The 23,151-nt window shown below is 70.9% G+C and carries 22 protein-coding genes; 4 read left to right on the plus strand and 18 right to left on the minus strand.

Annotated elements, in window-relative coordinates; all coding sequences use genetic code 11:
- Nucleotides 1-39: 39 nt before the first annotated feature.
- The 7 genes from AC3CF1_RS12510 to AC3CF1_RS12540 form a co-directional block, all read right to left on the minus strand.
- Nucleotides 40-870 carry a carbohydrate ABC transporter permease gene (locus AC3CF1_RS12510; protein WP_354983382.1) on the minus strand — a complete coding sequence of 277 codons (831 nt, stop codon included), beginning with the start codon at nucleotides 868-870 and terminating at the stop codon, nucleotides 40-42.
- Nucleotides 867-1,853: a carbohydrate ABC transporter permease gene (locus AC3CF1_RS12515; RefSeq protein ID WP_354983381.1), complete on the minus strand. Its 987-nt coding sequence runs from the start codon at nucleotides 1,851-1,853 to the stop codon at nucleotides 867-869. Before AC3CF1_RS12515 ends, AC3CF1_RS12510 begins: the two co-directional genes overlap by 4 nt.
- Entirely contained in the window at nucleotides 1,850-3,136 is a 1,287-nt protein-coding gene (locus tag AC3CF1_RS12520; RefSeq protein WP_354983380.1) for a sugar ABC transporter substrate-binding protein, read from the minus strand. Before AC3CF1_RS12520 ends, AC3CF1_RS12515 begins: the two co-directional genes overlap by 4 nt.
- Before the next feature lie 251 nt (nucleotides 3,137-3,387).
- Nucleotides 3,388-3,672, minus strand: coding sequence for a GlsB/YeaQ/YmgE family stress response membrane protein (locus tag AC3CF1_RS12525; protein ID WP_091410004.1), 285 nt, complete (start codon nucleotides 3,670-3,672; stop codon nucleotides 3,388-3,390).
- Nucleotides 3,673-4,130: 458 nt separating this feature from the next.
- Nucleotides 4,131-4,415: a GlsB/YeaQ/YmgE family stress response membrane protein gene (locus tag AC3CF1_RS12530; protein WP_088951951.1), complete on the minus strand. Its 285-nt coding sequence runs from the start codon at nucleotides 4,413-4,415 to the stop codon at nucleotides 4,131-4,133.
- Nucleotides 4,416-4,868: 453 nt separating this feature from the next.
- Complete coding sequence (lepA, locus tag AC3CF1_RS12535; RefSeq protein ID WP_088949710.1) at nucleotides 4,869-6,746, minus strand: translation elongation factor 4; 1,878 nt, start codon at nucleotides 6,744-6,746, stop codon at nucleotides 4,869-4,871.
- Nucleotides 6,747-6,862: 116 nt separating this feature from the next.
- Nucleotides 6,863-7,399, minus strand: a complete 537-nt coding sequence (locus AC3CF1_RS12540; RefSeq protein WP_110562678.1) for a DUF4240 domain-containing protein — start codon at nucleotides 7,397-7,399, stop codon at nucleotides 6,863-6,865.
- 61 nt (nucleotides 7,400-7,460) lie between these two features.
- On the opposite strand from AC3CF1_RS12540, the gene AC3CF1_RS12545 reads away from it, so the two are divergent.
- Nucleotides 7,461-8,447 (plus strand): phosphotransferase family protein, encoded by a 987-nt coding sequence (locus AC3CF1_RS12545; RefSeq protein ID WP_488450531.1) that lies wholly within the window; start codon nucleotides 7,461-7,463, stop codon nucleotides 8,445-8,447.
- 255 nt (nucleotides 8,448-8,702) lie between these two features.
- Nucleotides 8,703-8,972: a 30S ribosomal protein S20 gene (rpsT, locus tag AC3CF1_RS12550; protein WP_088949712.1), complete on the plus strand. Its 270-nt coding sequence runs from the start codon at nucleotides 8,703-8,705 to the stop codon at nucleotides 8,970-8,972.
- A gap of 193 nt (nucleotides 8,973-9,165) precedes the next feature.
- On the opposite strand, the gene AC3CF1_RS12555 is transcribed toward rpsT, so the two are convergent.
- From AC3CF1_RS12555 to nadD, 10 genes are all read right to left on the minus strand, one after another.
- Entirely contained in the window at nucleotides 9,166-9,588 is a 423-nt protein-coding gene (locus tag AC3CF1_RS12555) for a hypothetical protein (protein WP_088949713.1), read from the minus strand.
- Entirely contained in the window at nucleotides 9,585-10,565 is a 981-nt protein-coding gene (gene holA, locus AC3CF1_RS12560; protein WP_488452073.1) for a DNA polymerase III subunit delta, read from the minus strand. Before holA ends, AC3CF1_RS12555 begins: the two co-directional genes overlap by 4 nt.
- 164 nt (nucleotides 10,566-10,729) lie before the next feature.
- Entirely contained in the window at nucleotides 10,730-13,138 is a 2,409-nt protein-coding gene (locus AC3CF1_RS12565) for a ComEC/Rec2 family competence protein (RefSeq protein WP_488450532.1), read from the minus strand.
- Complete coding sequence (locus AC3CF1_RS12570; RefSeq protein WP_354983376.1) at nucleotides 13,135-13,962, minus strand: ComEA family DNA-binding protein; 828 nt, start codon at nucleotides 13,960-13,962, stop codon at nucleotides 13,135-13,137. Before AC3CF1_RS12570 ends, AC3CF1_RS12565 begins: the two co-directional genes overlap by 4 nt.
- A gap of 239 nt (nucleotides 13,963-14,201) precedes the next feature.
- Nucleotides 14,202-14,576, minus strand: a complete 375-nt coding sequence (locus AC3CF1_RS12575) for a VOC family protein (RefSeq protein ID WP_141910790.1) — start codon at nucleotides 14,574-14,576, stop codon at nucleotides 14,202-14,204.
- 217 nt (nucleotides 14,577-14,793) lie between these two features.
- Nucleotides 14,794-15,567 carry an SDR family NAD(P)-dependent oxidoreductase gene (locus AC3CF1_RS12580; RefSeq protein ID WP_099857902.1) on the minus strand — a complete coding sequence of 258 codons (774 nt, stop codon included), beginning with the start codon at nucleotides 15,565-15,567 and terminating at the stop codon, nucleotides 14,794-14,796.
- Nucleotides 15,568-15,571: 4 nt separating this feature from the next.
- Nucleotides 15,572-16,426 (minus strand): DegV family protein, encoded by an 855-nt coding sequence (locus AC3CF1_RS12585; RefSeq protein WP_099856581.1) that lies wholly within the window; start codon nucleotides 16,424-16,426, stop codon nucleotides 15,572-15,574.
- A 48-nt stretch (nucleotides 16,427-16,474) separates the two neighbouring features.
- On the minus strand, nucleotides 16,475-17,134 hold the full coding sequence (locus AC3CF1_RS12590; protein ID WP_354983374.1) for a histidine phosphatase family protein: 660 nt from the start codon (nucleotides 17,132-17,134) through the stop codon (nucleotides 16,475-16,477).
- Nucleotides 17,131-17,538, minus strand: coding sequence for a ribosome silencing factor (rsfS, locus tag AC3CF1_RS12595; RefSeq protein ID WP_088949720.1), 408 nt, complete (start codon nucleotides 17,536-17,538; stop codon nucleotides 17,131-17,133). Before rsfS ends, AC3CF1_RS12590 begins: the two co-directional genes overlap by 4 nt.
- Nucleotides 17,539-17,648: 110 nt before the next feature.
- On the minus strand, nucleotides 17,649-18,245 hold the full coding sequence (nadD, locus tag AC3CF1_RS12600; protein ID WP_088951954.1) for a nicotinate-nucleotide adenylyltransferase: 597 nt from the start codon (nucleotides 18,243-18,245) through the stop codon (nucleotides 17,649-17,651).
- Between the two features lie 152 nt (nucleotides 18,246-18,397).
- On the opposite strand from nadD, the gene AC3CF1_RS12605 reads away from it, so the two are divergent.
- Nucleotides 18,398-19,117, plus strand: coding sequence for a PadR family transcriptional regulator (locus AC3CF1_RS12605; protein WP_488450533.1), 720 nt, complete (start codon nucleotides 18,398-18,400; stop codon nucleotides 19,115-19,117).
- Between the two features lie 153 nt (nucleotides 19,118-19,270).
- Nucleotides 19,271-20,485, plus strand: coding sequence for an FAD-dependent monooxygenase (locus AC3CF1_RS12610; protein ID WP_488450534.1), 1,215 nt, complete (start codon nucleotides 19,271-19,273; stop codon nucleotides 20,483-20,485).
- An 86-nt stretch (nucleotides 20,486-20,571) separates the two neighbouring features.
- Here the strand turns inward: AC3CF1_RS12610 and pepN are convergent, their stop codons facing one another.
- Complete coding sequence (gene pepN / locus AC3CF1_RS12615; protein ID WP_354983371.1) at nucleotides 20,572-23,088, minus strand: aminopeptidase N; 2,517 nt, start codon at nucleotides 23,086-23,088, stop codon at nucleotides 20,572-20,574.
- Nucleotides 23,089-23,151: the final 63 nt, after the last annotated feature.

A 23,151-nucleotide genomic window follows, 5' to 3' on the forward strand; every position in this document is an offset into this window, starting at 1 on the left:
GCCGGGCGGCGCTTCCGACCGCTCAGCGCTTCCGACCGCTCAACCCTTGACGGCGCCGGCCACCAGGCCGGAGACCATCCGACGCTGCACCAGCAGGAAGAAGATGATGACCGGCAGGGTGAACAGGGTCGACGCGGCCATCACCGGCCCCCAGTTGGTGTCGTCGCGGCCGAAGAAGAAGGTCATCGCCACCGGCAGGGTGTAGCTCCCCTGGTCGTTGATGAACGTCAACGCGAAGATCAGCTCGTTCCACGCCGTGATGAAGGAGAAGATGCTGGTGGCCACCAGGCCGGGCGCGACCAGCGGGAAGAGGACCCGCCGGAAGATCTGGGCCCGGCTCGCCCCGTCGATGGCCGCCGCCTCCTCCAGTTCCTTGGGCACCGCGGCGACGAAACCACGAAGCATCCAGACCGCGAACGGCAGCGAGAAGCCCAGGTACGTGAGAATCAGGCTGGGCAGGGTGTTGTAGAGCCCCAGTCGCTGGATCATCAGGAACAGCGGGATGACCAGCGCCTCCAGCGGAATCATCTGCACCACCAGCAGCATGATCAGGAAGCTGGTCCGCAGCTTGAAGCGGAACCGCGCCACCGCCGTCGCGGCCAGCAGAGCCACCAGCCCACTGAGCACCACTGTGGAGACGGCGACCAGCGCGCTGTTGAGGAAGAAGTCGAGGAAGCTCACCCCGGGGATCAGGTTGCCGGTCAGGATCTGCCGGTAGTGCTCCAGCGTCGGGTGGGTAGGCACCGGCTGCGGAGTGGACGAGAAGATCTCCCTGCTCGGCTTCAGCGAGGTGGAGATCATCCAGTAGACCGGGAACGCCGCGAAGAGCGCGACCAGCAGCCCGGCGCCGTTGAGGGCGACCTTCTTCACGACTCGTCCTCCTGCCTGAGCACCATCCGTACGTAGAAGCCGGTGACCATCAGCAGGATCAGCGTGAGGATCACCGCGATGGCCGCGCCGAGTCCGTACTTCGGCGGCGGGGAGAAGGCTTCGGCGTACGAGTAGATGGCGAGCATGAACGTCGGCCGGTCCTGGGTGCCGCCGGCCAGCACGAACTGCTGGGTGAAGACCTTGAAGTCCCAGATGGTGGAGAGCACGATCAGGATCCCGAAGACCGGCCGCAGCAGCGGAAACGTGATCTTCCAGAAGACCCGCCACGGGCTGGCGCCGTCCACCCGCGCGGCCTCGTGCAGCTCGCTCGGCACGCTCTTGAGACCAGCGAGCACGCTCACCGCGATGAACGGGAACGAGTGCCAGACCACCACCAGGGTGAGGATGGAGAAGAAGAGCAGCGGCGAGTTGAACCAGCCGTAGCCGGTCCAGTCGCTACGGCCGAAGAGGCTGTTGGACAGCCCGTCGGGCAGGGCGTTGAACAGCCACGTGACGAGGCCGCTCGTGTCGTCGAAAATCCACTTCCAGACGATGGTGCCGGTCAGCGCCGGGGTGGCCCAGGCGAGCATCACGCAACTGGCCACGAAGGTCGCCATCTTGCGGCCGAGCCGGTTGAGCAGGAGCCCGACCAGGGTGCCGAGGACCATGGTGAGCAGCACGTTGGCCGCGGCGAACAACACCGTGTTGCGCAACACCGTCAGGAAGAACGGATCGGAGAGGATGTCGGCGTAGTTGCCCAGCCCCACCCACGGCCACTCCCGGTCGCCGCGCAGCTGCCGGACGGTGTTCAGCCGGTAGAAGGACATCACCACCACCTGGCCGAGCGGCCAGAGCAGCAGCACCCCGATGATCACCAGTGCGGGCAGGAGTAACAGGTAGGGCAGGCGGTCAACCCGGCGACGCCGCCGCGCGGGGGTCTCCCGCGCGGCGGCCGTCTCCGGGTTTCTTGTCTGTAAGCTCACTTGCTGTTCAAAATGCCTTCCATCTCACCGGCCGCGTCGGCGGTAGCCTTCTCGACCGTCTTCTGACCCTTCATGACCGAGCTGTTCATCGCCTGGGTCACCGTCTTGGTCCGGCTGACCTCCACCCACTTCGGGGTGAGGGGCGTGAGCTTGGTGTTCTGCATGGTGGTGGCGAACGCCGCCATCACCTTGTCGTTGGCGTACGCGTCACCGGCCACCAGGTCCTGGTAGACCGGGAAGAAGCCGAGGCTGCTCGCGAAGCTCTGCGAGTTCTTCTTGTTGAGCAGCACGGTCAGGTAGTCCCAGGCCAGATCCTGGCGCTCGCTGTCCTTCCAGATCGCCACGTCCGAACCGCCGGCGAAACCGGGTGCCGCCTTGCCGTCCGGGCCGGGGATCGGGAACGTACCCCAGACCTTCTCGATCTCGGGGTTGTCCTTCTTGATGGCACCCTGCTGCCAGCTGCCGGCGAAGGCCATCGCCGCCTTGCCGGTGGCGAACTGGGTCCGCGCGTCGATCTCGTTCCAACCGGCCGCGGCCGGCGGGGCCACCTTGTGCACGGTCACCAGGTCGGTCCAGAACTTGACCGCCCGCTGCGCCTCCGGCGTGGTGTAGCCGGACTTCCAGGTGCCGCCCTGGTTGCTGGCGATCTCGCCGCCGGCGCCCCAGAGGAAGGAGTAGAACGGCAGCTCCGAGTTGCCCGGCAGCGCGATGCCGTACGTGCCCTTCTTCTTCGCCTGCACGGTCTTCGCCACGGTGACCAGGTCGTCCCAGGTCTTCGGGGGCTGCACGCCGGCCTCGGCGAACCAATCGGTGCGGTAGTAGATAGCGCGCACACCCGCGTACCAGGGCACGCCGTACTGCTTGCCGTCGAGCTGCGCGTTGCGCACCAGGTCGGGCAGCAGATCCTTGCCGTCGGCCCAGCCGCCCATCCGACCACTCACGTCGGCGAGCGCCTCCTGGGCCGCCCAGCCCTGGGTCTCGGTGTTGCCCAGCTCAGTGATGTCCGGTCCCTCGCCACCGGCGAGCGCGGCCTGGAACTTCTTGGGCGCCTCGAGCCAGGGAATGTACTGCACCACCACGTCGGTGTCAGGGTGCTTCTGGCGGAACTCGGCCTCGACCCCGTCGAGGAAGGTGTTCTGCGCGTCGCCGCCCTCGCCCATCATCCAGACCGTGAGCTTGCTGTCGTCGGCCGCCTTGTCGTCGGAACCCCCACAGCCGGTCAGCACCATCGCGGCCGAGGCCACCATGGCGGTGACCGGGGCCAACCGCTTCCACCTGTTCACGCCACTGCTCCCCTCGCGCCGCCTGGAACTAACCTTCTCCGCCGCACCCTAGTACGGAGAATTCCTTTACGACAGTGGGCGGGACTGGCCGAAGCGTCGCGACCGTACCGCAGAGGCCCGACGATCGGCACTGCCGCATCGGATCGAAGTCGGGTGTACCAGCACGAAAGAGCGCCCGGCCAAAGGCCGGGCGCTCTTTCCAGTGTTGCCGTCTTGCCGGTGGTGCTGTTCGACCAGGTGATGCCGGGTCGTTATCGGGTGACGCTGCGGCGGCGACCAACGCCGGCCACCAGCGCGACCGCGATCGCGGCCACCACGACCTGCACCAGCAGCTCGGCCCAGTCGATACCGCTCGTCTCGGTCGCGATGCCGATGGCCCGCGCCAGCACGGTGCCCAGCAGAGCCGCACCCACACCGATCAACAGGTGCAGCCAGATCGGCATGTTCTGCCGACCCGGAACAACCAGGCGGCCCAGCGCGCCGACGATGAGACCAACAACGATCGCAGTGATGATGCCCCACACGGTGAGCTCCACGGCCACCCTCCTTCAAAGAATGTCTGACACACAAGCGTGTGCTTCCTGTCGTGACCACTAATTGCCCGACCCACCGAAAATCCAAACCGACTCCATCCGCCAAACGATCACGATTTGGCAGACACGAACACGTTTCGCCGACCGCCGATCGCCCGACGGACGCGGTCCTGCCGAGGTCCGCGACCAGCCGGCGATCCCCGACCTACCGGCGCCGCTGGGCACATTGATCAACACGGAATCCTTGAAACTGGGGTATCGGAGGCCTTGGCACACCCCGACTTCCCTGAACCCGAGTCGATCACGGCGGCTCGACGGGCCGAGCCGGCGAACCAGGGTTACGGTCGGCCGCGATTCGAAGGGCCAACCACCCTCCGAACAGGAGGAACGCCGATGGGCGCCCGACCTGTCGGTCGGGCGCCCATCAAAGATCTAGCAGTGGTGCGGGGTGATGCTCGGTGTTACCGGGTCACGCGGCGGCGGCCACCCACGCCGGCCACCAGCGCGACCGCGATCGCGGCCACCACGACCTGCACCAGCAGCTCGGCCCAGTCGATACCGTTCGTCTCGGTCGCGATGCCGATGGCCCGCGCCAGCACGGTGCCCAGCAGAGCCGCACCCACACCGATCAACAGGTGCAGCCAGATCGGCATGTTCTGCCGACCCGGAACAACCAGGCGGCCCAGCGCGCCGACGATGAGACCAACAACGATCGCAGTGATGATGCCCCACACGGTGAGCTCCACGGCCACCCTCCTTCAAAGAATGTCTGACACACAAGCGTGTGCTTCCTGTCGTGACCGCTAATTGCCCGACCCACCGAAAATCCAAACCGACTCACCTGAGATAGCAGCGCCAGACGTCAATGCCCAGAGCTGCGTCGGTTCCGCGTGGGAGCGCATCCACACAGGTGGGAGCCCATCTGGTCACCCCCGGCACTCCACGACAGCGCAGCAAAATTTTCTTCCCGGCACTGGCCGGTGCCGGGTGGCCGGGCCCAGTGGCCGGTGGCCGGTGGCGCGCCCGGGGCCGGTGGCCGAGCACAGTGGCCGGCGCGGTGGCGGTGGCGGTGGCGGTGGCCGGTCCACTCGCGTTTCGGGAAGTCGCCACCCGAGAGCACCCCACGACACGAAAGCACCCCACCACGCAAGAACACCCGCCACGCAAGCAACGCGCCGGCGGACCCGCTGCGGGAGCTGCTACTTCTTCCCGGCCGCCTTGCCATCGCCGGAGTCGGAGGAGAGCGCGGCGATGAAGGCTTCCTGTGGGACCTCGACCCGGCCCACCATCTTCATCCGCTTCTTGCCCTCCTTCTGCTTCTCCAGCAGCTTGCGCTTACGGCTGATGTCGCCGCCGTAGCACTTGGCGAGCACGTCCTTGCGGATCGCCCGAATGGTTTCCCGGGCGATGACCCGGCTGCCGATGGCCGCCTGGATCGGCACCTCGAACTGCTGGCGCGGGATCAGGGTACGGAGCTTGGCGGCGATGGTGACGCCGTAGTTGTACGCCTTGTCCTTGTGCACGATGGCGCTGAACGCGTCCACCGGCTCGCCGTGCAGCAGGATGTCCACCTTCACCAACTCGGACGCCTGCTCGGTGGTGGGCTCGTAGTCGAGCGAGGCGTAGCCCTTGGTGCGGCTCTTCAACTGGTCGAAGAAGTCGTAGATGATCTCCGCGAGGGGCAGCGTGTAGCGCAGCTCCACCCGGTCGGCGGAGAGGTAGTCCATGCCCAGCAGGTTGCCGCGCCGGCCCTGGCAGAGCTCCATCACCGCGCCCACATAGTCGTTGGGCGTCAACACGGTGGCCCGCACGACCGGCTCGTACACCTCGGCGATCTTGCCGGTGGGGTACTCGCTCGGGTTGGTCACGACGATCTCCTCGCCGTCGTCCGTGATCGCCCGGTAGACGACGTTCGGCGCGGTGGAGATCAGGTCGAGGTTGTACTCGCGCTCCAGCCGCTCCCGGATGATCTCCAGGTGGAGCAGGCCGAGGAAGCCGCAACGGAAGCCGAAGCCGAGCGCACCGGAGGTCTCCGGCTCGTAGTCCAGCGCGGCGTCGTTGAGCTTGAGCTTGTCCAGAGCTTCACGCAGGTTGGGGTAGTCGGACCCGTCGATCGGATAGAGGCCGGAGTAGACCATCGGCTTCGGGTCCTTGTAACCACCCAACGCCTCGGCCGCCGGACGGCTGTTGATGGTGACCGTGTCACCGACCCGGGACTGCCGGACGTCCTTCACACCGGTGATCAGGTAGCCGACCTCGCCGACGCCGAGCGCCTCGGCCTTGACCATCTCGGGCGAGATGACGCCGATTTCCAACAGCTCGTGCACGGCGCCGGTGGACATCATCTTGATCCGGTCCCGGGCGCTGATCCGGCCGTCGATGACCCGGACGTACGTGACGACGCCGCGGTAGACGTCGTACACCGAATCGAAGATCATCGCCCGGGCGGGCGCCGCCGCGTCGCCGACCGGCGGGATGAACTGCCGGACGATCTCGTCGAGCAGGTACGGCACGCCCTCGCCGGTCTTGCCGGAGACGCGGATGCAGTCGGCGGGGTCGCCACCGATGAGGTGGGCCAGCTCCTCGGCGTACTTCTCCGGCTGGGCGGCCGGCAGGTCGATCTTGTTGAGCACCGGGATGATGCGCAGGTCGTTCTCAAGCGCCAGGTAGAGGTTGGCCAGGGTCTGCGCCTCGATGCCCTGCGCGGCGTCGACCAGGAGCACGGCGCCCTCGCAGGCGGCCAGCGACCGGGACACCTCGTACGTGAAGTCGACGTGCCCCGGGGTGTCAATCATGTTGAGCACCGCGTGCTCGCCGGTCCGTTCGCCCTCGCGGATGGTCCACGGCATGCGAACGGCCTGGCTCTTGATCGTGATGCCGCGCTCGCGCTCGATGTCCATCCGGTCCAGGTACTGGGCGCGCATCTGCCGGGGGTCGACCACACCGGTGAGCTGCAACATCCGGTCGGCCAGGGTCGACTTCCCGTGGTCGATGTGGGCGATGATGCCGAAGTTCCGGATGCGACCGGGGTCGGTGGAACCAGGGGCGTTCGCGCCGGGATCGAGCTTCGGTGGCACAGCGGTCCGTTCTGGTCGGCTGACGTGAACAGGCCGGCGCGCCGCCGACCCCCTCTATGTTCCCACGCCGCCGGGGCACGCCCGCTGCGCGGGCGATGGATCGGCCCGAGGACCCCTCACTCCATCGGCGGTTCGACGAAGAGCGCGGCCAGCCGGGGCAGCCGTCGGCGGGCCTCCTCCTCGTCGTCGAAGTCCCAGAAGTCGTTGAGGTCCGGCGTACGCACCGGGTCGCGGTCCGCCGGCAACTCGGTCGCGGTGGCCTTTCGGTACGCGTCCCAGGGCACCGACAGCATCTGCTCGGCGGAGAACTCCTCGCCGCTGAGCGAGGCTGCCCGCACCTGGGGCAACTCGGCCAGCGAGTCCGGTTCGGCGACCGCCCGGGCGAAGACCGCCCGACCCTGGGTCATCAGCCAGCCCCGGAAGTGCTCGAAGCCGTCGGCGGAAGCGCCGCCGTTGATCAGGTACGCCGCACCCCACAGATCCGCCTTGTGCGAGGCGGCCAGCACCCTCGTCTGGTGCCGGGCGTACCCGATGATGTCCTCCGGGTCGCGTTCGGCGAGCAGCGCGACCGCCCGCGCGGCGACGGGCCCGGGCTCTCCCCCACCGCCCGCTCGCGCCTGGTCGATCAGCTGCCAGAAGTCCTCGGTCCTCATGGCTTGGCAGTCTGGCAGTGTCGCCGCGCGTCGCGCACGTACCCCAGGGCAGCATGGTGTGGTGCCTCTTCCCCCGCTGCCGCCGGTGCCCTACCACGCGAGTGCCCTGCGCCCCTCGTGGCCGACGCTGCCGGCGGCGCTGCGGGCCGCGGTCGCCGACCGGCTGGGCGCGCCGGTGGTAACCGCCCGGGTCGCGGGTGCGGGCTTCACCCGCGGCTTCGCCGCAGTGCTCCACACCGCCGACGGCGGCCGGGCCTTCGTGAAGGCGGCACCCGCCGCCGAGCAACCGCATCTGGTCCAGTGGTACGCCCGGGAGGCCGCGATCCTGGATCGGCTGCCGGCCGACCTGCCGGCGCCCCGCCCCCGGTGGACCCTGTCCGAAGCTGGCTGGTTCGTGCTCTGCACCGACGCCGTCGACGGCCACACCCCGCGTCTGCCCTGGGTGCCGGCCGAGTTGGACGCCACCCTCGCCGGGTACGCGCAGGTCGCCGCCGCCCTGGCCGACCCACCGGTCGAGCTGACCGCGCTCGGCCTGCCGCAGCTGTCGGACCTGGCTCGCTCGGACATCCTCTGGTGGGAGGAGGTCGCCGCCGGGCGCGAGCCGGTCCCACCACTGCCCGCTCCGGCGCAGGGTCGCCTGGCCGAGCTGGTGGCGCTGGAGTCCCGCCTCCCCCGGTACGCCGCCGGGGCGACCAGCCTGATCCACGGGGACCTGCGGGTCGACAACGTGCTGATCGACGCGCACGGCCGAGCCTGGTTCTGCGACTGGACGTGGGTCTGCTCCGGCCCGGCCTGGTTCGACCTGGCCGGCCTGCTGCTCACCGCGTACGCCAGCGGGCTGGACGCGGACCGGCTCTTCGCCACGCACCCGACGACCGTCGGCGCGCCCCCGGACGCGCTGGACGCGACCCTGGCCGCGTTGGCCGGCTACTACCTCACCGGTGCTGCTGCGGCGCCGCCGACGGCCTCGCCGCACCTGCCTGCCCACCAGCGGTGGAGTGGCGAGCAGTCACTCGACTGGCTGGCCCGCCGCCAGGGCTGGCGGTGAGCCGGCCGGCCTGGCGGCGGGCTGGCCTGACGGTGACGCGGCCTGACCTGGGCGCGACGCGGGCCCGGGGTGAGCCGCCGTAACGGTCGAGGGCGTAATCTGGTGGTCGACGGGCCGGGTCCGTCCGCGCGAAGGCCGAGCCGTTTTGGCTCGTCCCGGGCGACCTGGTAACCTGGCTCTTCGCGCAGCGGTGACGCATGTTCGTCATCCAGCGCACAAGCTGACCAACCCGAGCTATCAAGACGAGGCTGTCGCGTGGCGAACATCAAGTCCCAGATCAAGCGCAACCGGCAGAACGAGAAGGCCCGGCTGCGCAACAAGTCGGTCAAGTCGTCGCTGAAGACCGCCGTCCGGAAGTTCAACGAGGCTGCCGAGGCCGGTGACGTCGAGAAGGCCACCGCGCTGATGCTGGACGCCTCTCGCAAGCTGGACAAGGCCGTCAGCAAGGGCGTGATCCACTCCAACCAGGCCGCGAACCGCAAGTCCGCGATCGCGAAGCGCGTGGGTGCTCTCTCCGCCGCCTGACGACTCAACCGTCAGACCGATTCGGAAAGCCCCGGGCTCAGGCCCGGGGCTTCCGCGTGTCCGCAGGCCGGTGTCGTGCCCGCAGAGCAGACGGCTCAATCTCACGGGCCGACGCTCAATCCGCCGGGCCGCGCTGAGTCGGACGGGCCGGCGCTCGATCCGACCGACCAGCGCTCGATCCGACGGGTCGGGCTCAGTCTGACGGGTCGGGGCGGCGGGCGGGCGGCACCGAATCCGCGGTGATCACCACGCCGGTGACGCTGTGCGAGATCCACTCCACCTGGGCTCGGCCGACCGCCGGCTCCATCTGCCGTCGGAACCGGTCCCGTTCCTGCTCGGGCACGAGCGCGGCGGAACGGACCACGATCGCGGCCACCATGTCGTTGAGCTTGACCATGGCCGCCACCACGACGGGCAGCACCAGCACCGCCCACCAGGTGACCAGCTCGGCGAGGGCGAGCAGCACCGCCAGAGCGATGGTGCCCTCGAAGAAGAGGAAGCACAGCACGCCGCCGGGGTTGACGAACCGCAGGCCGAGGAGTCGGGCGTAGAGCGGCCGGTAACGCTCCTCGTCCACGGGGATGGTGGCCCAGGCCGGGCGGTTCGCCCCCGTCACCTGGTGCTGCCCTGCCGGGCCGCGGCGACGGAGAAGACCGCACGCTCCAGGGCGTACGCCCGGTCGTCGGAGCCACCCTTGACGGCCGCGTTGCACTCGGCGGCGACCTGCATGGCCCGGACCAGGCCCTCCGGGGTCCAACCACGCCCCTGCCGCTGCGCCCGCTCGATCTTCCACGCGGGCATCCCGAGGCTGCTGGCGAGCTGGTACGGGTTGCCCCGCCCAGCCGAGGCCACCCGGGCAACCGTGCGTACTCCGTCGGCCAGGGCGTCGGCGATGGGCACCGGGTCGACTCCGACGTGCAGGGCCCAGCGCAGTGCCTCCAGCGCCGCCGGCACGTCACCGACCATGGTGGCGTCCGCCACGGTGAAGCCGGTCACCTCGACCCTGCCGCGGTAGTAACGGGAGACCGTGTCGGCGCTGATCCGCCCGTCCGTGTCGGCGATCAGCTGGGAACAGGCGGCGGCCAGCTCGCGCAGATCGTTGCCGACCGCCGCGATGAGCGCCTCGGCGGCGTCGTCGGTGCACTTTCCGCCACCTCGGCGGATCTCGTCGCGGACGAAGGCCACCCGGTCGCGGTGCCCCTTGAGCTTGGCCGCCGGCACGACAGTCGCACCGGCTGCCCGCAACCCGTCGGCGAACGCCTTGCCCTTGGCGGCGCCCGGGTGCAGCACCAGCAGTTGGACGTCCGGGTCGGGGTTCTTCGCGTACGCGAGCAGTGCGGCGACCAGATCCTTGCGGGCGTCCTGACCGGAGCGCAGGATCAGCAGCCGCCGTCCACCGAACAGCGACGGGCTGAGCATCTCGGCGATCTCGCCGACGGTGAGCGCGCTGGCCTGGTATTCGCGGACGTCCGCTTCGGGGTCGACACCGCGAACCTTCGCGACAGCTTCGGTGACCGCGCGCGTGGCGAGCAGCTCCTCGTCACCGAGGACGAGCAGAATGGGGGCGAGGCTGGCGGGGGTCACGCCGCCCATATTCGCACGGCCCGGCTCGGGATCGTGCCTGCTCATTCGCTGCTTGGTCGGCGCAGCCCGCACACAGCGCAAATCCCGACATCTATCTCAATTCCCCATGCAATCCGCAATTTACCCGCATCTTCAGCCCTGACAGCGACCTGGGAGCTTCACCCGCCGTCGGCTCAGGGTCGCCGGCCCACTGGGACACCTCGCCGGGCCACACCCAGCCCGCGGCTCGTCCGAACCGCCGCGAGGTCACCATCGGTGTCGGTACGCAGCACCCGAGCGCCGCCCCTGCCCAATCGCGCGAGCAGCCCAGGGCTCGGGTGTCCGTAGGTGTTGCCGGTGCCGACCGGCACCAGCGCGACGGAGGGCCGCACCGCGTCGAGGAAACCGAAGTCCTGGTACGCCGAACCGTGGTGGGCGACCTTCAACACGTCCGCCCGCAACTGGCCGGGGGCGGCCCGCGCCACCATCGCGTGCTGCTCCTCGGTCTCCGCGTCTCCGGGCAGCAGGATCCGCACCCCGGCCACCGTGGCGAGCAGCACCAACGAGTTGTTGTTCGGATCGGACCTCGTGCCGGCCAGCGGGTACGGCGGGCCGAGCACCAGCAGGTCGACGTCCCCGATCGGATGGCGGGCCCCGGACACCGTGGTGAACGATGCGGCCCGTCCGGCAGTCGCCGCCGCCCGAACCACGTCCCGACCGCTGTCCGGGTCAGTCGAGGACGGCACCAGCACGGCGTCGACCCGCCGCCCCCGGAACACCCCGGCCACTCCACCCACGTGATCGGCATGGAAGTGGCTGATCACCAGCAGCGGCACCTCCCGTACGCCGAGCCGGCGCAGGCAACCGTCCACCGCCCCGGGTTCCGGACCGGCGTCCACCACCACCGCCCGACCGGGGGCGACCGGCAACACCACGGCGTCGCCCTGACCCACGGCGCAGACCACCACCACCCAACCCGGCGGCGGCCAGCCGGCGAACACCAGCCGCACCGGAAGCGCACCGAGCACCGAGGCGACGCCGACGACCGCCACGAGTCGCCGTACGAGTGGCCGGCGCACCGCGATCAGCAGCGCGACGGTCAGCGCGGTCAACAGCAGGGCGCCCGGCACCCCGCCCGGCCACGGCAGGGTGCCACCCGGCAAGCGGGCGCCCTGGTGGGCGATGACCACCAGCCACCAGGCCGGCCAGCTCGCCAGCCAGGCGAGGAACTCGGCGCCGCCCGGCCAGATCGGCGACATCATGGCCGCCAGCACGCCCAGCACGGTCGCCGGCGCGATGGCGGGAACCGCCAGCAGGTTGGCCGGCACCGCCACCAGGCTGACCGTGCCGGAGATGCCGGCGACGACCGGCCCGCAGGCCAGCTGCGCCGCCGCCGGCACGGCCAGCGCCTCCGCCAGGCCGGGCGGCACACCTCGCCGCCGCAGGCCGTCCCGCCAGCGTGGCGCGAGCAACAACAGGCCACCGGTGGCCAGCACGGAGAGCGCGAAACCGGGATCACCGGCAAGCTCCGGGTCCACCAGGACCAGCACGGTGACGGCGGCGGCCAACGCGGGCAGTGCTGCCCGGGGACGACCCGCGGCCAGCGCGGCCAGCCCGATCGCCCCCATCGTGGCGGCCCGTACGACGCTCGGTGACGGCCGGACCAGGATGACGAAGCCCACCAGCGCCACCCCGCAGAGCCCGGCGGCGAGCCAAGGGCCGGCCCGCGCCCACCGGGCCAGCAGCAGCACCGCGCCTACGACAATTGCCACGTTGCTTCCCGAAACGGCGTTGAGGTGTGTCATCCCAGTGGCGCGAAAGTCCTCCTCGACGGCGGGTGGCAATCGGCTGGTGTCCCCCACCACGAGACCCGGCAGCAGCCCACCCGGATCGTCGGGCAGCGGTGCACAGGCTCGCTGCAGGCCGGCGCGCAGCGTCCCGGCAGCGCGCTGCGCCCAGGACGACGCACCGTGCCGCTCCGGAGGGCCGTCGGTGCTGAGCACCGCCGCGGTGAGGTCACCACCGCGCGGAACGCCGAGCCGGCCGTCGGCGGTCAGGCGTTGCCCGGGCAGCAGGCCCCGCCAGGCCGGGTCGGTCGCCAGGACGAGCAGCTGCACCGACGCCTCGGTGCGTCGGCCGTCCGGGCCGGTGAGCCGGACCAGTTCCGTCGACACCAGCAGCATGCCGGGCCGGCCGGCACTGCGGATCGGACGCGGATCGTCCCGGACCACCAGGTCGGCGGTGACCGAAGCGCGCTGTTCGGCAAGGGCACGGATCGGCGGTGCGTCGCGGACGGCGAGCCGGGCTGCGGTGGCGGCTCCTGCGCAGACCACGCCGAGGCCGACCGCGACGGCGATCCAGCCGTAGCGGCGGACAGCGGCCCGGGGATGGCCGAGGCCACCGAGTAGGTGCAGGGCGCCCACCGTCGTCACGCCGGCCGCCGCCACGGTGACCGCCAGAAGTGGGCCGGGGCCGAGGTGCAGGCCGGCGAGCGCGGTGAGCCAGGCGGCCACCGCCAACCCGGCCAGCCGCAGGTCCGGCGGGGAGGTCTCGGCTGGCACGACACCGACATCGTCCGACGGCCTCGGGGCACCGCCGCTCACACCGTCACCAGGTCCTTGAGCTGCTCATACCGCGCATCGCCGATCCCGTCGACCTGGCGCAGGTCGCCGACGGCCTTGAACCCACCGTGCTGGTCCCGATGGGTGAGGATCCGCTGGGCGAGGACAGGCCCGACCCCGGGCAGCGCGTCGAGCTGGGCCAACGTGGCGGTGTTCAGGTTCAACGGCCCGACGGCGGGCCCGGCCGCGCCGCCGGGTGGCCCGGCCGCACCACCCGGCACCGGCGGTGGCGTCACCCCGACCACGATCAACTCACCGTCGGTGACCTTGCGGGCGGGGTTGAGCAACGCCACGTCGACACCGGGCAGCGCGCCGCCAGCCGCCTGCACCGCGTCGGCGAGCCGGGAACCGGCCGGCAACCGCACCAGCCCCGGCTTGCGAACCTTCCCCGCGACCGCCACCACCAGCTCGCCGGAGCCGGACGCGTTGGGATCGTCCGCCGGTGCGGCAGACGCGGCCACGCTGACCAGCGGGGCAACCGGTTCCGACTGCGGGCGTGACCGCCAGGCCCAACCGGCCGCGCCCAACACGACCACCACGGCGACGACCGCCAACGCCCGCACGCCGCGCCGCCCGGGGTCGAACGCCCCGGGCCCGGGCAGTCGCGACCCGGGCTCGGCCGCGAGGCCAGCCGATGCGCCGCGCGCGTCCGACTCAGCGGGCGGCGCATCGGCCCGGGGCGGCAACACACCCAGCGGGGGTACGCCCGCAAGCGGCACCTCAGCCCGCATTGGCGGCGAACCCTCCGGCGGGTCGGTCAGCCAGCGCAGGCGTTGGCGGACCTCTGTCTCCTCGTCGTGCGACACGGCCCGACGCTAGAGCGGAGGACAGCGCGACGGGGCGAGCCGTCCTCCCCCTCTGTGGACAACCGGCGTCCTGTGGACAACGCCCTGATCACCGCACGATCTGCTAGGGGCACACCTCACCCACGAGGCCGAGCCGGATCAGCCCATGAGCGTGATGCCTCTGAGTCATCAAGATGACTCTGAGGCATCACGCTCACGCCTATGTGGGTCCCGAGTGCCGGTGCCGTCGACGCCGGTCGCTACACGTACGGCCGGGTGATGATCTCGATGGCGTGGCCCGCCGGGTCCATGAAGTAGAAACCCCGCCCACCGTGCTCGGTGTTGGTCTCGCCCTCACGCTTCAGCTGCGGGTCGGCCCAGTACGTGATGCCGCGCCCCTGGACGAACGCCAGGCACCGGGCGAACAACTCGTCGTCGACGAGAAACGCGTAGTGCTGCATCTGGATGTCCACCGGCGGCTCGGCGAACTGGAGCAGCACACCCTCGTCCAGCAGGACGTTGACGAACGGCCCCCACGACGGCGCCTCCGGCAGCTCGAACAGCTCCCGGTAGAACGCGGCCGAAGCCTGCTTGTCCTTCGTGGCGATGATGGTGTGGTTGAACGTGACTGTCATGCGTACCGTCTTCTTCCCGGTCGATCCGAAGACCCGACCGGAGGCCCAAAGCGCCCACCAGCCACCAACGACAAAACCCCGAGGGCACCGACACCCCGGATCCCGCACGAGAGACGCGCATATCGCGTCGATCTCGGCGTGGTGGCTGAAGTAGCCAGAACCTCCGGGGGGTAGGCCCATCTGGGGCGCGCAACCAGGCTACCCGACGGGTACGCCGTCAGCGGGCCTCCGGGTCGAGGCCGAGCACGGCCCGTCCCCCGTCCACCGGCAGGACCACCCCGTTGACGAAGCTCGCCGCAGGTGACAGCAGGTACGCGACGGCCTCGGCCACCTCGTCGACCCGCCCGATGCGCCCCACCGGGTGCAGCCGGGTCAGCTCGGCGTCGATCCACTGGGCCTGGGAGGGTTCCTGCGCGGCCAGGAAGTCGGCGTGCCGCTCGGTGGCGATCGAACCGAGCGCGACCGCGTTGGCACGGATGCCGTGCCTCCCGTACTCGACGGCCAGCGCCCGGGTCAGCCCCTCCACCGCGGCCTTCGCCGTCGCGTACGGCAAGGCGCCTGACACCGGCCGGCGGGCCTGGTGCGACGAGACGTTGACGATCGCGCCGCCGGCGGCCCGGGCCAGGAACCGGCGTACGGCCACCGCGGCGCCCACCACTGCCGGACGTAGGTTCAGCTCGATCAGTTCCAGCACCGTGTCGGCGGAGGCGGAGTGCAGGGCGGCGTCGCGGAAGACCGCCGCGTTGTTCACCCAGCCGGACAGGGGCGCGGCGCGTTCGGCCAGCTCGGCGGCGTGCTCGGCCACCTGCTCGTCGGCGGCGTCGCCGATCATGGCGACGAGCCGGTCGGCGGCCGGGTGCCCGGTCAGCCAGTCGACCGCGTCCGCGTCGCGCTCCAGCACGACGACCGTGACACCGGTCGCCACCAGGCGCTCCACCACGGCCCGGCCGACACCACGGCCACCGCCGGTGACCACACAGGACGTCGCCATCGGCTCAGCCGGCCGGCCTGCGGTGGACGACCACGCTGGCCAGACCTGGGCCCGCGTGCGCGGCGACGACCGCACCCGCCTCGGAGACGTACGTGTCGTGCAGCCGGTCACCGAACCGTCCGGTCAGCGCGGCGAGCAACGCCTCGGCCCGCTGCGGCGCGGCCAGGTGATGCACACCGATATCCACATCGTCGTCCCCGGCCGCCTCGACGGCCAGATCCACCAGACGGGCCACTCCACGGCTGGCGGTGCGGACCTTCTCCCGCAGCACGATCGCCCCGTCCGGCATGTGCATGATCGGCTTGACGGACAGGGCGGTCCCGAGCAGCGCCTCGGCGGCGTTGATCCGGCCGCCTCGGCGAAGGAACTCCAGCGTGTCGACGTAGAACCAGACGGTCGTGCGGGCGACGGCGGCGAGCGCCGCGTCGCGTACCCCGGTCAGGTCGGCGCCCGCCTGGGCGGCGGTGGCGGCCGCGATGGCCGGGAAGCCGAGCCCCATGCCCGTGGAGCGACTGTCCACGACCTCGACGCGGCCGTCGAAGTCGGCGGCGGCGAGCCGGGCCGCCTCCACCGTGCCGGACAGGGCGGCGGAGATGTGCACCGAGACGACGCCGTCGGCGCCGTCGTCGAGCAGTCGGCGGTACGTGCGGGCGAACTGCTCGGGTGCCGGCCGGGAGGTGGTCGCGGTGACCCGCCGGGCGCTCAGCGCCAGGGTGGCGTCGGCCGGCTGGGTCTCCACCCCCTCCAGCCCTTCCGCGCCGTTGAGCACGACGGTCAACGGAACGACGGTCAGCCGGTGCGCCTGCACCAGCTCGGGCGGAAGGTAGGCGGTGGAGTCGATGACAACCGCGACGGGCATGCCCGGCACGCTAGCCGATCGAGAGGTCGAACGACGAGGCGGAAGCGTTCAGATCGCGTCGACGACGACCGGGGCAGTGACCAGGCCGACGTTGTGCGCCCGCAACTGCCAGCCCCGGACGTCCTGCGGACGCCCGACAGCCGGCGCGCGGTCGTCGTGCCGTAGCTCGCTCCAGTGGCAGTTGGCCAGGGAGCCGATGGTGCGCAGCACACTGGTGTCCCAACCGAGCAGGTGGCCGATGCCCTGCCGGGAGCCACCACCGTGGGTGGCGATCACCACGGTGCCGCCCGGTGCCGCGTCGGCCGCTTCCCGCAACGCGGCGCCGACCCGCTCGCCGAGGCCGTGCAGAGGCTCCAGGTCCGCACCCGGATCGGGGTCGCCAGCCCGCCAGCGCGCGTACTCCTCGGGGAAGCGCTCGGCGACCTCGGTGAGGTGCAGACCCTGCCACTGACCGAAGTGCCGCTCGCGCAGCCGGGCGTCAGTGCGCACCGGAAGCCCCGTCAGCGCGGCGAGCGCGCCAGCGGTCTCCACGGCGCGGCTCAGGTCGCTGGACACGATCGCGTCGGGCCGCAGCGCCGCGAGCAGCGGGGCGGCGGCGCGGGCCTGGTCGCGGCCCAGCTCATTCAGGGGTACGTCGGTCTGCCCCTGCACGCGGTTGGCGGCGTTCCAGTCGGTGTTGCCGTGCCGCCAGACGATCAGCCGGGTCATTCTGCTGCGGCGGACCCGCTGGCGTCGGCCTCGACCAGGTCGCGGTCGACGAACGGGATGGTGGGGCAGTCCTTCCAGAGCCGGTCGAGCGCGTAGAACTCGCGCTCCTCGGTGTGCTGGACGTGCACCACGATGTCGACGTAGTCGAGCAGCACCCAACGGCCGCCACGCTCGCCCTCGCGCCGCACCGGCTTCGCCTTCTCCGGCAGCTCCAGCAGGCTCGCCTCAATGGCGTCGACGATGGCCAGCACCTGACGCTCGTTGGGGGCGGCGGCGAGCACGAACGCGTCGGTGATGGCGAGCTGGTCGCCGACGTCGATGATCGTGATGTCCTGCGCCTTCTTGTCGGCAGCGGCCTGGGCAGCCGCGATAGCCAGCTCGTGAGCGCGTTCGGAAACTGTCACCGTTCTCCTTAGATCAAGCGTGCGATCGTCCAAGCGTCTCATACCCGGCGACACCCCGACCGGTCAGTTCTGGTCGGTCAAGGGCACAGAAAGGGCCATATCGGGCGTGATCAGCCCTGATAGAGGCGCCGCTTGGCGATGTACTGCACCACACCGTCGGGCACCAGATACCAGACCGGCTCACCACGGGCGACCCGAGCGCGGCAGTCGGTCGACGAGATGGACATCGCTGGCACCTGGATCAGGCTGACGGTGTCCGCCGGAAGATGCTTGTCGGTCAACTGGAAGCCGGGCCGGGTCACCCCGACGAAGTGGGCCAGCTCGAAGATCTCGTCCAGGTCCTTCCACGACAGGATGCGCTGCAACGCGTCCGCGCCGGTGATGAAGAACAGCTGCACCTTGGGGCCGTACTCGGCCTGAAGATCACGCAGGGTGTCGACCGTGTAGGTGGGGCCACTGCGGTCGATGTCGACCCGGCTGACCTGGAAGCGGGGGTTGGAGGCGGTGGCGATGACCGTCATCAGGTACCGGTCCTCGGCCGGGCTGACCGGCTCGTCAGCCTTCTGCCACGGCTGACCGGTGGGGACGAAAACCACCTCGTCCAGACCAAACCGGTCCGCCACCTCACTCGCCGCGACGAGGTGCCCGTGGTGGATCGGGTCGAAGGTGCCACCCATGATCCCGATCCGCCGGATGTCTTCCTCCACCCCGTGATCGTAGGCCGGACGTCGTGGGGCGCCGTTGGGGCCCGGCATCGGGCGCGCGTCAGCGTGAAGGGTCGCCGCATGAGGGTCGCGGGACAAGCCAGCGCGCGCATATACTCGTCTACGAGTAATCGCCCGCGAGCAGAGGAGACGTCGTGCAGAAGCGGCGCAAGGTCGGCAACCTGCTGGCGCTGGCCGTGCTGTCTGCCCTGGTCCAGCGGCCGATGCACCCGTACGAGATCGCCACCGCACTGCGTGCCTGGGGCAAGGACCAGGACATGGAGTTCAAGTGGGGATCCTTCTACACGGTGATCCGCAACATGGACAAACACCGCATGATCGAAGCGGCGGAGAGCGTCCGTGAGGGTCGGCGCCCGGAACGCACCGTCTACCGCATCACGGACGCGGGGCGGGCGGAGCTGGTCGACTGGGCCCGCGAGCTGGTCTCCACGCCGATGCCTGAGCATCCCCGCTTCCGAGCCGGCCTGTCCGTTCTCGCCGCCCTGCATCCCGACGAGGCCGCCGCCCTGCTGCGGCAACGGCTCGACCTGCTGGAGGACGCGATCCGCCAGGACCGGGAAGCGCTCGGCGCCCACCTGCGGGAGGTTCCGCGGCTGTTCCTGGTGGAGTCGGAGTACGACCTCGCCATGCGCGACGCGGAGGCCTCCTGGCTGCGGGGGCTGCTGGCGGAGCTGACCTCGGGCAGCTACCCGGGGCTGGACACCTGGCGGGCCTTCCACGAGACCGGCGAGATGCCCGCGGAGCTGACCGAGCTGTCCGAGAGAACCACCACCGCGAAAGCCACCGCCGAACGCAACAACACCACCACACAGAAAGCCAGCACCCCGACAACCAGCAGCCGGGAAGCCGACTGAAGAACGGCTCCGGCGGGGTGCGCCAACACCCCGCCGGAGCCCTTACCCCGAACCGATGCCTGGGAAGGCGCCCGGCCCGAAGCGGCAACCAGAGGATAACCGGGCTCCCTCCCAGGTCGGTCGCACGCGACCACACACCTCAGGGAGAAGAGCATGACCACGGTACGAACCGCGATCGTCATCGGCGGCGGCATCGCCGGACCGGTGACGGCACTCGCACTGCGCCGCGCCGGCATCACAGCGACAGTCCACGAGGCGTACCCGGCCACCGCCAGCGGAGTTGGCGGCATCGGCGGCACCCTCGCGCTCGCGCCCAACGGCGTGGCGGCCCTACGTACGGTCGGCGCGGACCAGGCGGTTACGTCGGCCGCCACCCCGATCACGCGCAGCGTGATGGCGGTCGGCCGACGCCGCATCGACCTGCCCACGCTGAGCGGAGTGCCACCGCTGCGCGTGGTGCACCGCGCCGAGCTGCATCGGGCGCTGCACGACCAGGCGGTCGCCGAGGGGGTCGGTTTCGCGTACGGCAAGCGGCTGGTCGACGCCGAGCAGTCGGAGAGCGGCGTGACCGCCCGCTTTGAGGACGGCAGCACCGCCACCGCCGACGTCCTGATCGGTGCCGACGGCATCCGGTCGACCGTTCGCGGCCTGATCGACCCGGCCGCGCCCGGCCCCCGGTTCACCGGCCTGCTCGGTTTCGAGGCGGTGGCCCGGCACGAGGTGGATGCGGAGCCGGGCACTATGACGTTCGCGTTCGGGCGCCGCGGCTACTACCTCTACTGGCCGGAGCCGGGCGGTGGCACCCGGTGGGGGGCCAACCTGCCGTACCAGCGGCCGATGAGCCTGGTCGAGGCCCGCACGGTGCCGTCGACGAAGTGGCTGGCCACGCTGCGCGACACCTACGGCGACGATGACCCGGGCCGGGAGCTGGTGTCGACCAGCACGGCGGACGAGCTCCAGGTGGTCGGGGCGTTGCAGATCATGCCGCCGGTGCCGCACTGGCACCGGGGTCGGATGGTGCTGGTCGGCGATGCGGCGCACGCACCGTCGAACAGCTCCGGGCAGGGCGCGTCACTGGCCATCGAGAGCGCGGTGCAGCTCGCCCGTTGTCTGCGTGACCTACCGGACGTGGCGTCGGCGTTCGCCGCGTTCGACCGGCTCCGCCGCTCCCGGGTGGAGAAGGTTGCCGCCCGCGCTGCGCGGATCAACCACACCAAGGCGCCGGGGCCGGTCGGCCGGACGCTGATGCCGTTGCTGATGCCCCTGCTGGTGCGCACCGCAATGGACCCGGAGAAGACGATCGCCCACGAGCAGCGGTACGTCATCGACTGGGACGCGCCGGTCACGGCGGAGCCCGCGCTGCGCTGAGCTACGGGTGCGGGAGCACTTCCTGATCGAGTCGGGGTCCGGGACGGGGTGTCACCCCGCCCCGGACCCCGCGCCCAACCGGAGCCCTACGCGGACGCGGCGGCCACCGCCGTTCGGGCGACCAACGCGCGGCGCAGGTCGTCATCGGCGTCGGTCACCACCCGGCGTAGGCCGGGGGTCAGGTCGTCGCGGGCCAGCAGCGCCGCGGCCGCTTCCCGGGTCGGCTGCGCCACGGCATAGCGGGGGAACGCCAGGGCCGCGACCCGGTCGGCCGTCCAGGGGGTACGCCGACGCGCGGCGGCCGGCATGTCCGCGAAGTAGCGATCGACGTACGCGGCGGTCAGCTCGGCCTGTTCGGGTTGCCAGAACCCTTCGGCGGTCGCCTCCAGCGGCCGGCTGGACAGCTCGGTGTCCCGCACGATGATCTCCCAGGCTGCCTGCTTCGCGGCCGGGTCGGGCAGGGCGGCCCGGCAGCGGGCGGCTCGTTCCGCCCCCGTGGAGCTGTTGTCGGCGGCTGCCTCGATGGCGATCTCGGCCTCGCCGGCGGCGCCGAGCACCACCAGCCGGTGCAGCACCGCCCAGCGCAGCTCCGCGTCGACCTTCAGGCCGGTCGGCACGTCCCGGCCGGCGAGCCAGCCGACGAGCAGGTCCGCGTCGGTGGTCGCGGCGATCCAGCCGCGGGCGGCAGCGAGTTGCAGCGACTCCCCCGCCTGCGCACCGTCGAGCAGCCGCTGGCACGCCTCGGCGACCCGGGCCAACGCCGTGGACCGGGCGAGTGGGTCGAGATAGCGGTCGATCAGCGACCGGCTGAGGGCCAGCACGTCCTCCGCGATGATCACCTCGGTTTCGGCCGGCAGCGCGGCGACCATCAGCTCGACCAGGCCGGTGACCGGCCGCTCCCCGTCGGTCGCCGCGTCCAGCGCCTCGCTCCAGAGCACCGCCCTCGCCAGTGGGTCGGTCAGCCCGGGCAGCACCAGCGGAACGGCGTCCGCCGACGCCGGGTCGAGGCGCACCTTGGCGAAGCTGAGGTCACCGTCGTTGAGCAGGAGCAGCCGGGCCGCCGGGGCGCCGGTCAGCTCACCCAGCACCGTGCGGCCACCGTCGACGGCGGGGTCGATGTCCACCTCGTCGCGCTCGACGGTGCCGTCCATCGAGTAGCGGCCCACGCCGATGCGGTGCGGGCGCAGCACCTTGTGTGACGCGGGCGCGGTCTGCACCACGGCCACCTCGGCGTAGTGGCCGTCGGCATCGACGGCGACCTCGGCACGCAGGGTGTTGACCTGTGGTCGGCGCAGCCACAGCTCGGCCCAACCGGACAGGTCCCGCCCGCTGGCGGTGGAGAGGCTGGCCAGCAGGTCGTCGAGGGTGGCGTTGCCGAAGCGGTGCGCCGAGAAGTGCGCGTTCAGGCCGGCGAGGAACGCCTCGTCACCGAGCCACGCGACCAGTTGCCGGAGCACGCTGGCGCCCTTGGCGTACGAGATGCCGTCGAAGTTGAGCAGGCCCTCGTCGGTGTCGGCCACCTCGTCCGGGGCGACCGGGTGGGTGGAGGGACGCTGGTCGGCGGCGTAACCCCAGGCCTTGCGGCGCATCGCGAAGGTGGTCCACGCCTGGTCGAAGCGGGTCGCCTCGGCGGTGACCCGGGTGCCCAGGTATTCCGCGAAGGACTCGTTCAACCACAGGTCGTCCCACCAGCGCATGGTGACCAGGTCACCGAACCACATGTGCGCCATCTCGTGCGCGATGGTGGTGGCCCGCAGCTCGCGCTGGCTGTCGGTGACTGCCGAGCGGAACACGTAGTCGTCGCGGAAGGTGACGATGCCCGGGTTTTCCATCGCGCCGGCGTTGAACTCGGGCACGAACGCCTGGTCGTACTTGCCGAACGGGTAGCGCTCGGTGAAGAGCTGGTGGAACCGGTCCAGGCACTGCCGGGTGACGGTGAAGATCTCCTCGGCGTCCGCGTCCAGGTGCTCGGCGAGCGACCGGCGGCAGTAGATGCCCAGCGGCACGCCGTCGTGCTCGGCCCGTCGGACGTGGTACGGACCGGCGATCAGCGAGAAGAAGTATGTGGCCAGCGGCGCGGTCGGTGCGAACTCCCAACGACCGGGCGCGGGATTGGCGGCCACCTCGGCGTTGCCGGACACCGTCCATTCCGGCGGAGCGGTCACCGAGAGGGTGAACGGGGCCTTGAGGTCGGGCTGGTCGAACGCGGCGAAGATGCGCTGCACGTTGTCGAGGAAGGACATCGCGTAGAGGTAGGTCTCGCCGTCGGCCGGGTCGACGAAGCGGTGCAGCCCCTCGCCCGTCCTGGAATACGCCATCTCCGCCTCGACGACCAGCGTGTTGTCCGCGAGCAGGTCGTCGAGCGGCAGCCGGTTGTCGGTGAGCAGACCGGGGTCGAGGTCGCGGTCGTTGAGGCGTACGCCGAGCAGTTTTGCAGGCTTGACCTCGGCGAAGGTCGCGGTGCCGGCGGTCGCCCGGAACCGGATCTCGACGCGGGATCGGAACAGCTCGGTGCCACCGGTCAGGTCGAGGTCCACCTGATAGGACTCGACAGTAATCGCCGCGCCACGCGCGGTCGCCTCTACACGGGTCAGGCTCGGCATCCGCTTATCCTGCCCGATGGGGATCGGCACCCGGTCACCACACGACCCTCGGCACTGGAGGAA

The organism is Micromonospora sp. MGP-C2 (genome assembly GCF_057766525.1).

Excerpts from the sequence above, each read along its gene's own strand:
- holA (WP_488452073.1), bottom strand. The coding sequence starts at position 10,565 with ATGGGCGGCGTGACCCCCGCCAGCCTCGCCCCCATTCTGCTCGTCCTC.
- AC3CF1_RS12610 (WP_488450534.1), top strand. The coding sequence starts at position 19,271 with ATGACCACGGTACGAACCGCGATCGTCATCGGCGGCGGCATCGCCGGA.
- AC3CF1_RS12575 (WP_141910790.1), bottom strand. The coding sequence starts at position 14,576 with ATGACAGTCACGTTCAACCACACCATCATCGCCACGAAGGACAAGCAG.
- AC3CF1_RS12540 (WP_110562678.1), bottom strand. The coding sequence starts at position 7,399 with ATGAGGACCGAGGACTTCTGGCAGCTGATCGACCAGGCGCGAGCGGGC.
- AC3CF1_RS12580 (WP_099857902.1), bottom strand. The coding sequence starts at position 15,567 with ATGGCGACGTCCTGTGTGGTCACCGGCGGTGGCCGTGGTGTCGGCCGG.
- AC3CF1_RS12590 (WP_354983374.1), bottom strand. The coding sequence starts at position 17,134 with ATGACCCGGCTGATCGTCTGGCGGCACGGCAACACCGACTGGAACGCC.
- pepN (WP_354983371.1), bottom strand. The coding sequence starts at position 23,088 with ATGCCGAGCCTGACCCGTGTAGAGGCGACCGCGCGTGGCGCGGCGATT.
- AC3CF1_RS12585 (WP_099856581.1), bottom strand. The coding sequence starts at position 16,426 with ATGCCCGTCGCGGTTGTCATCGACTCCACCGCCTACCTTCCGCCCGAG.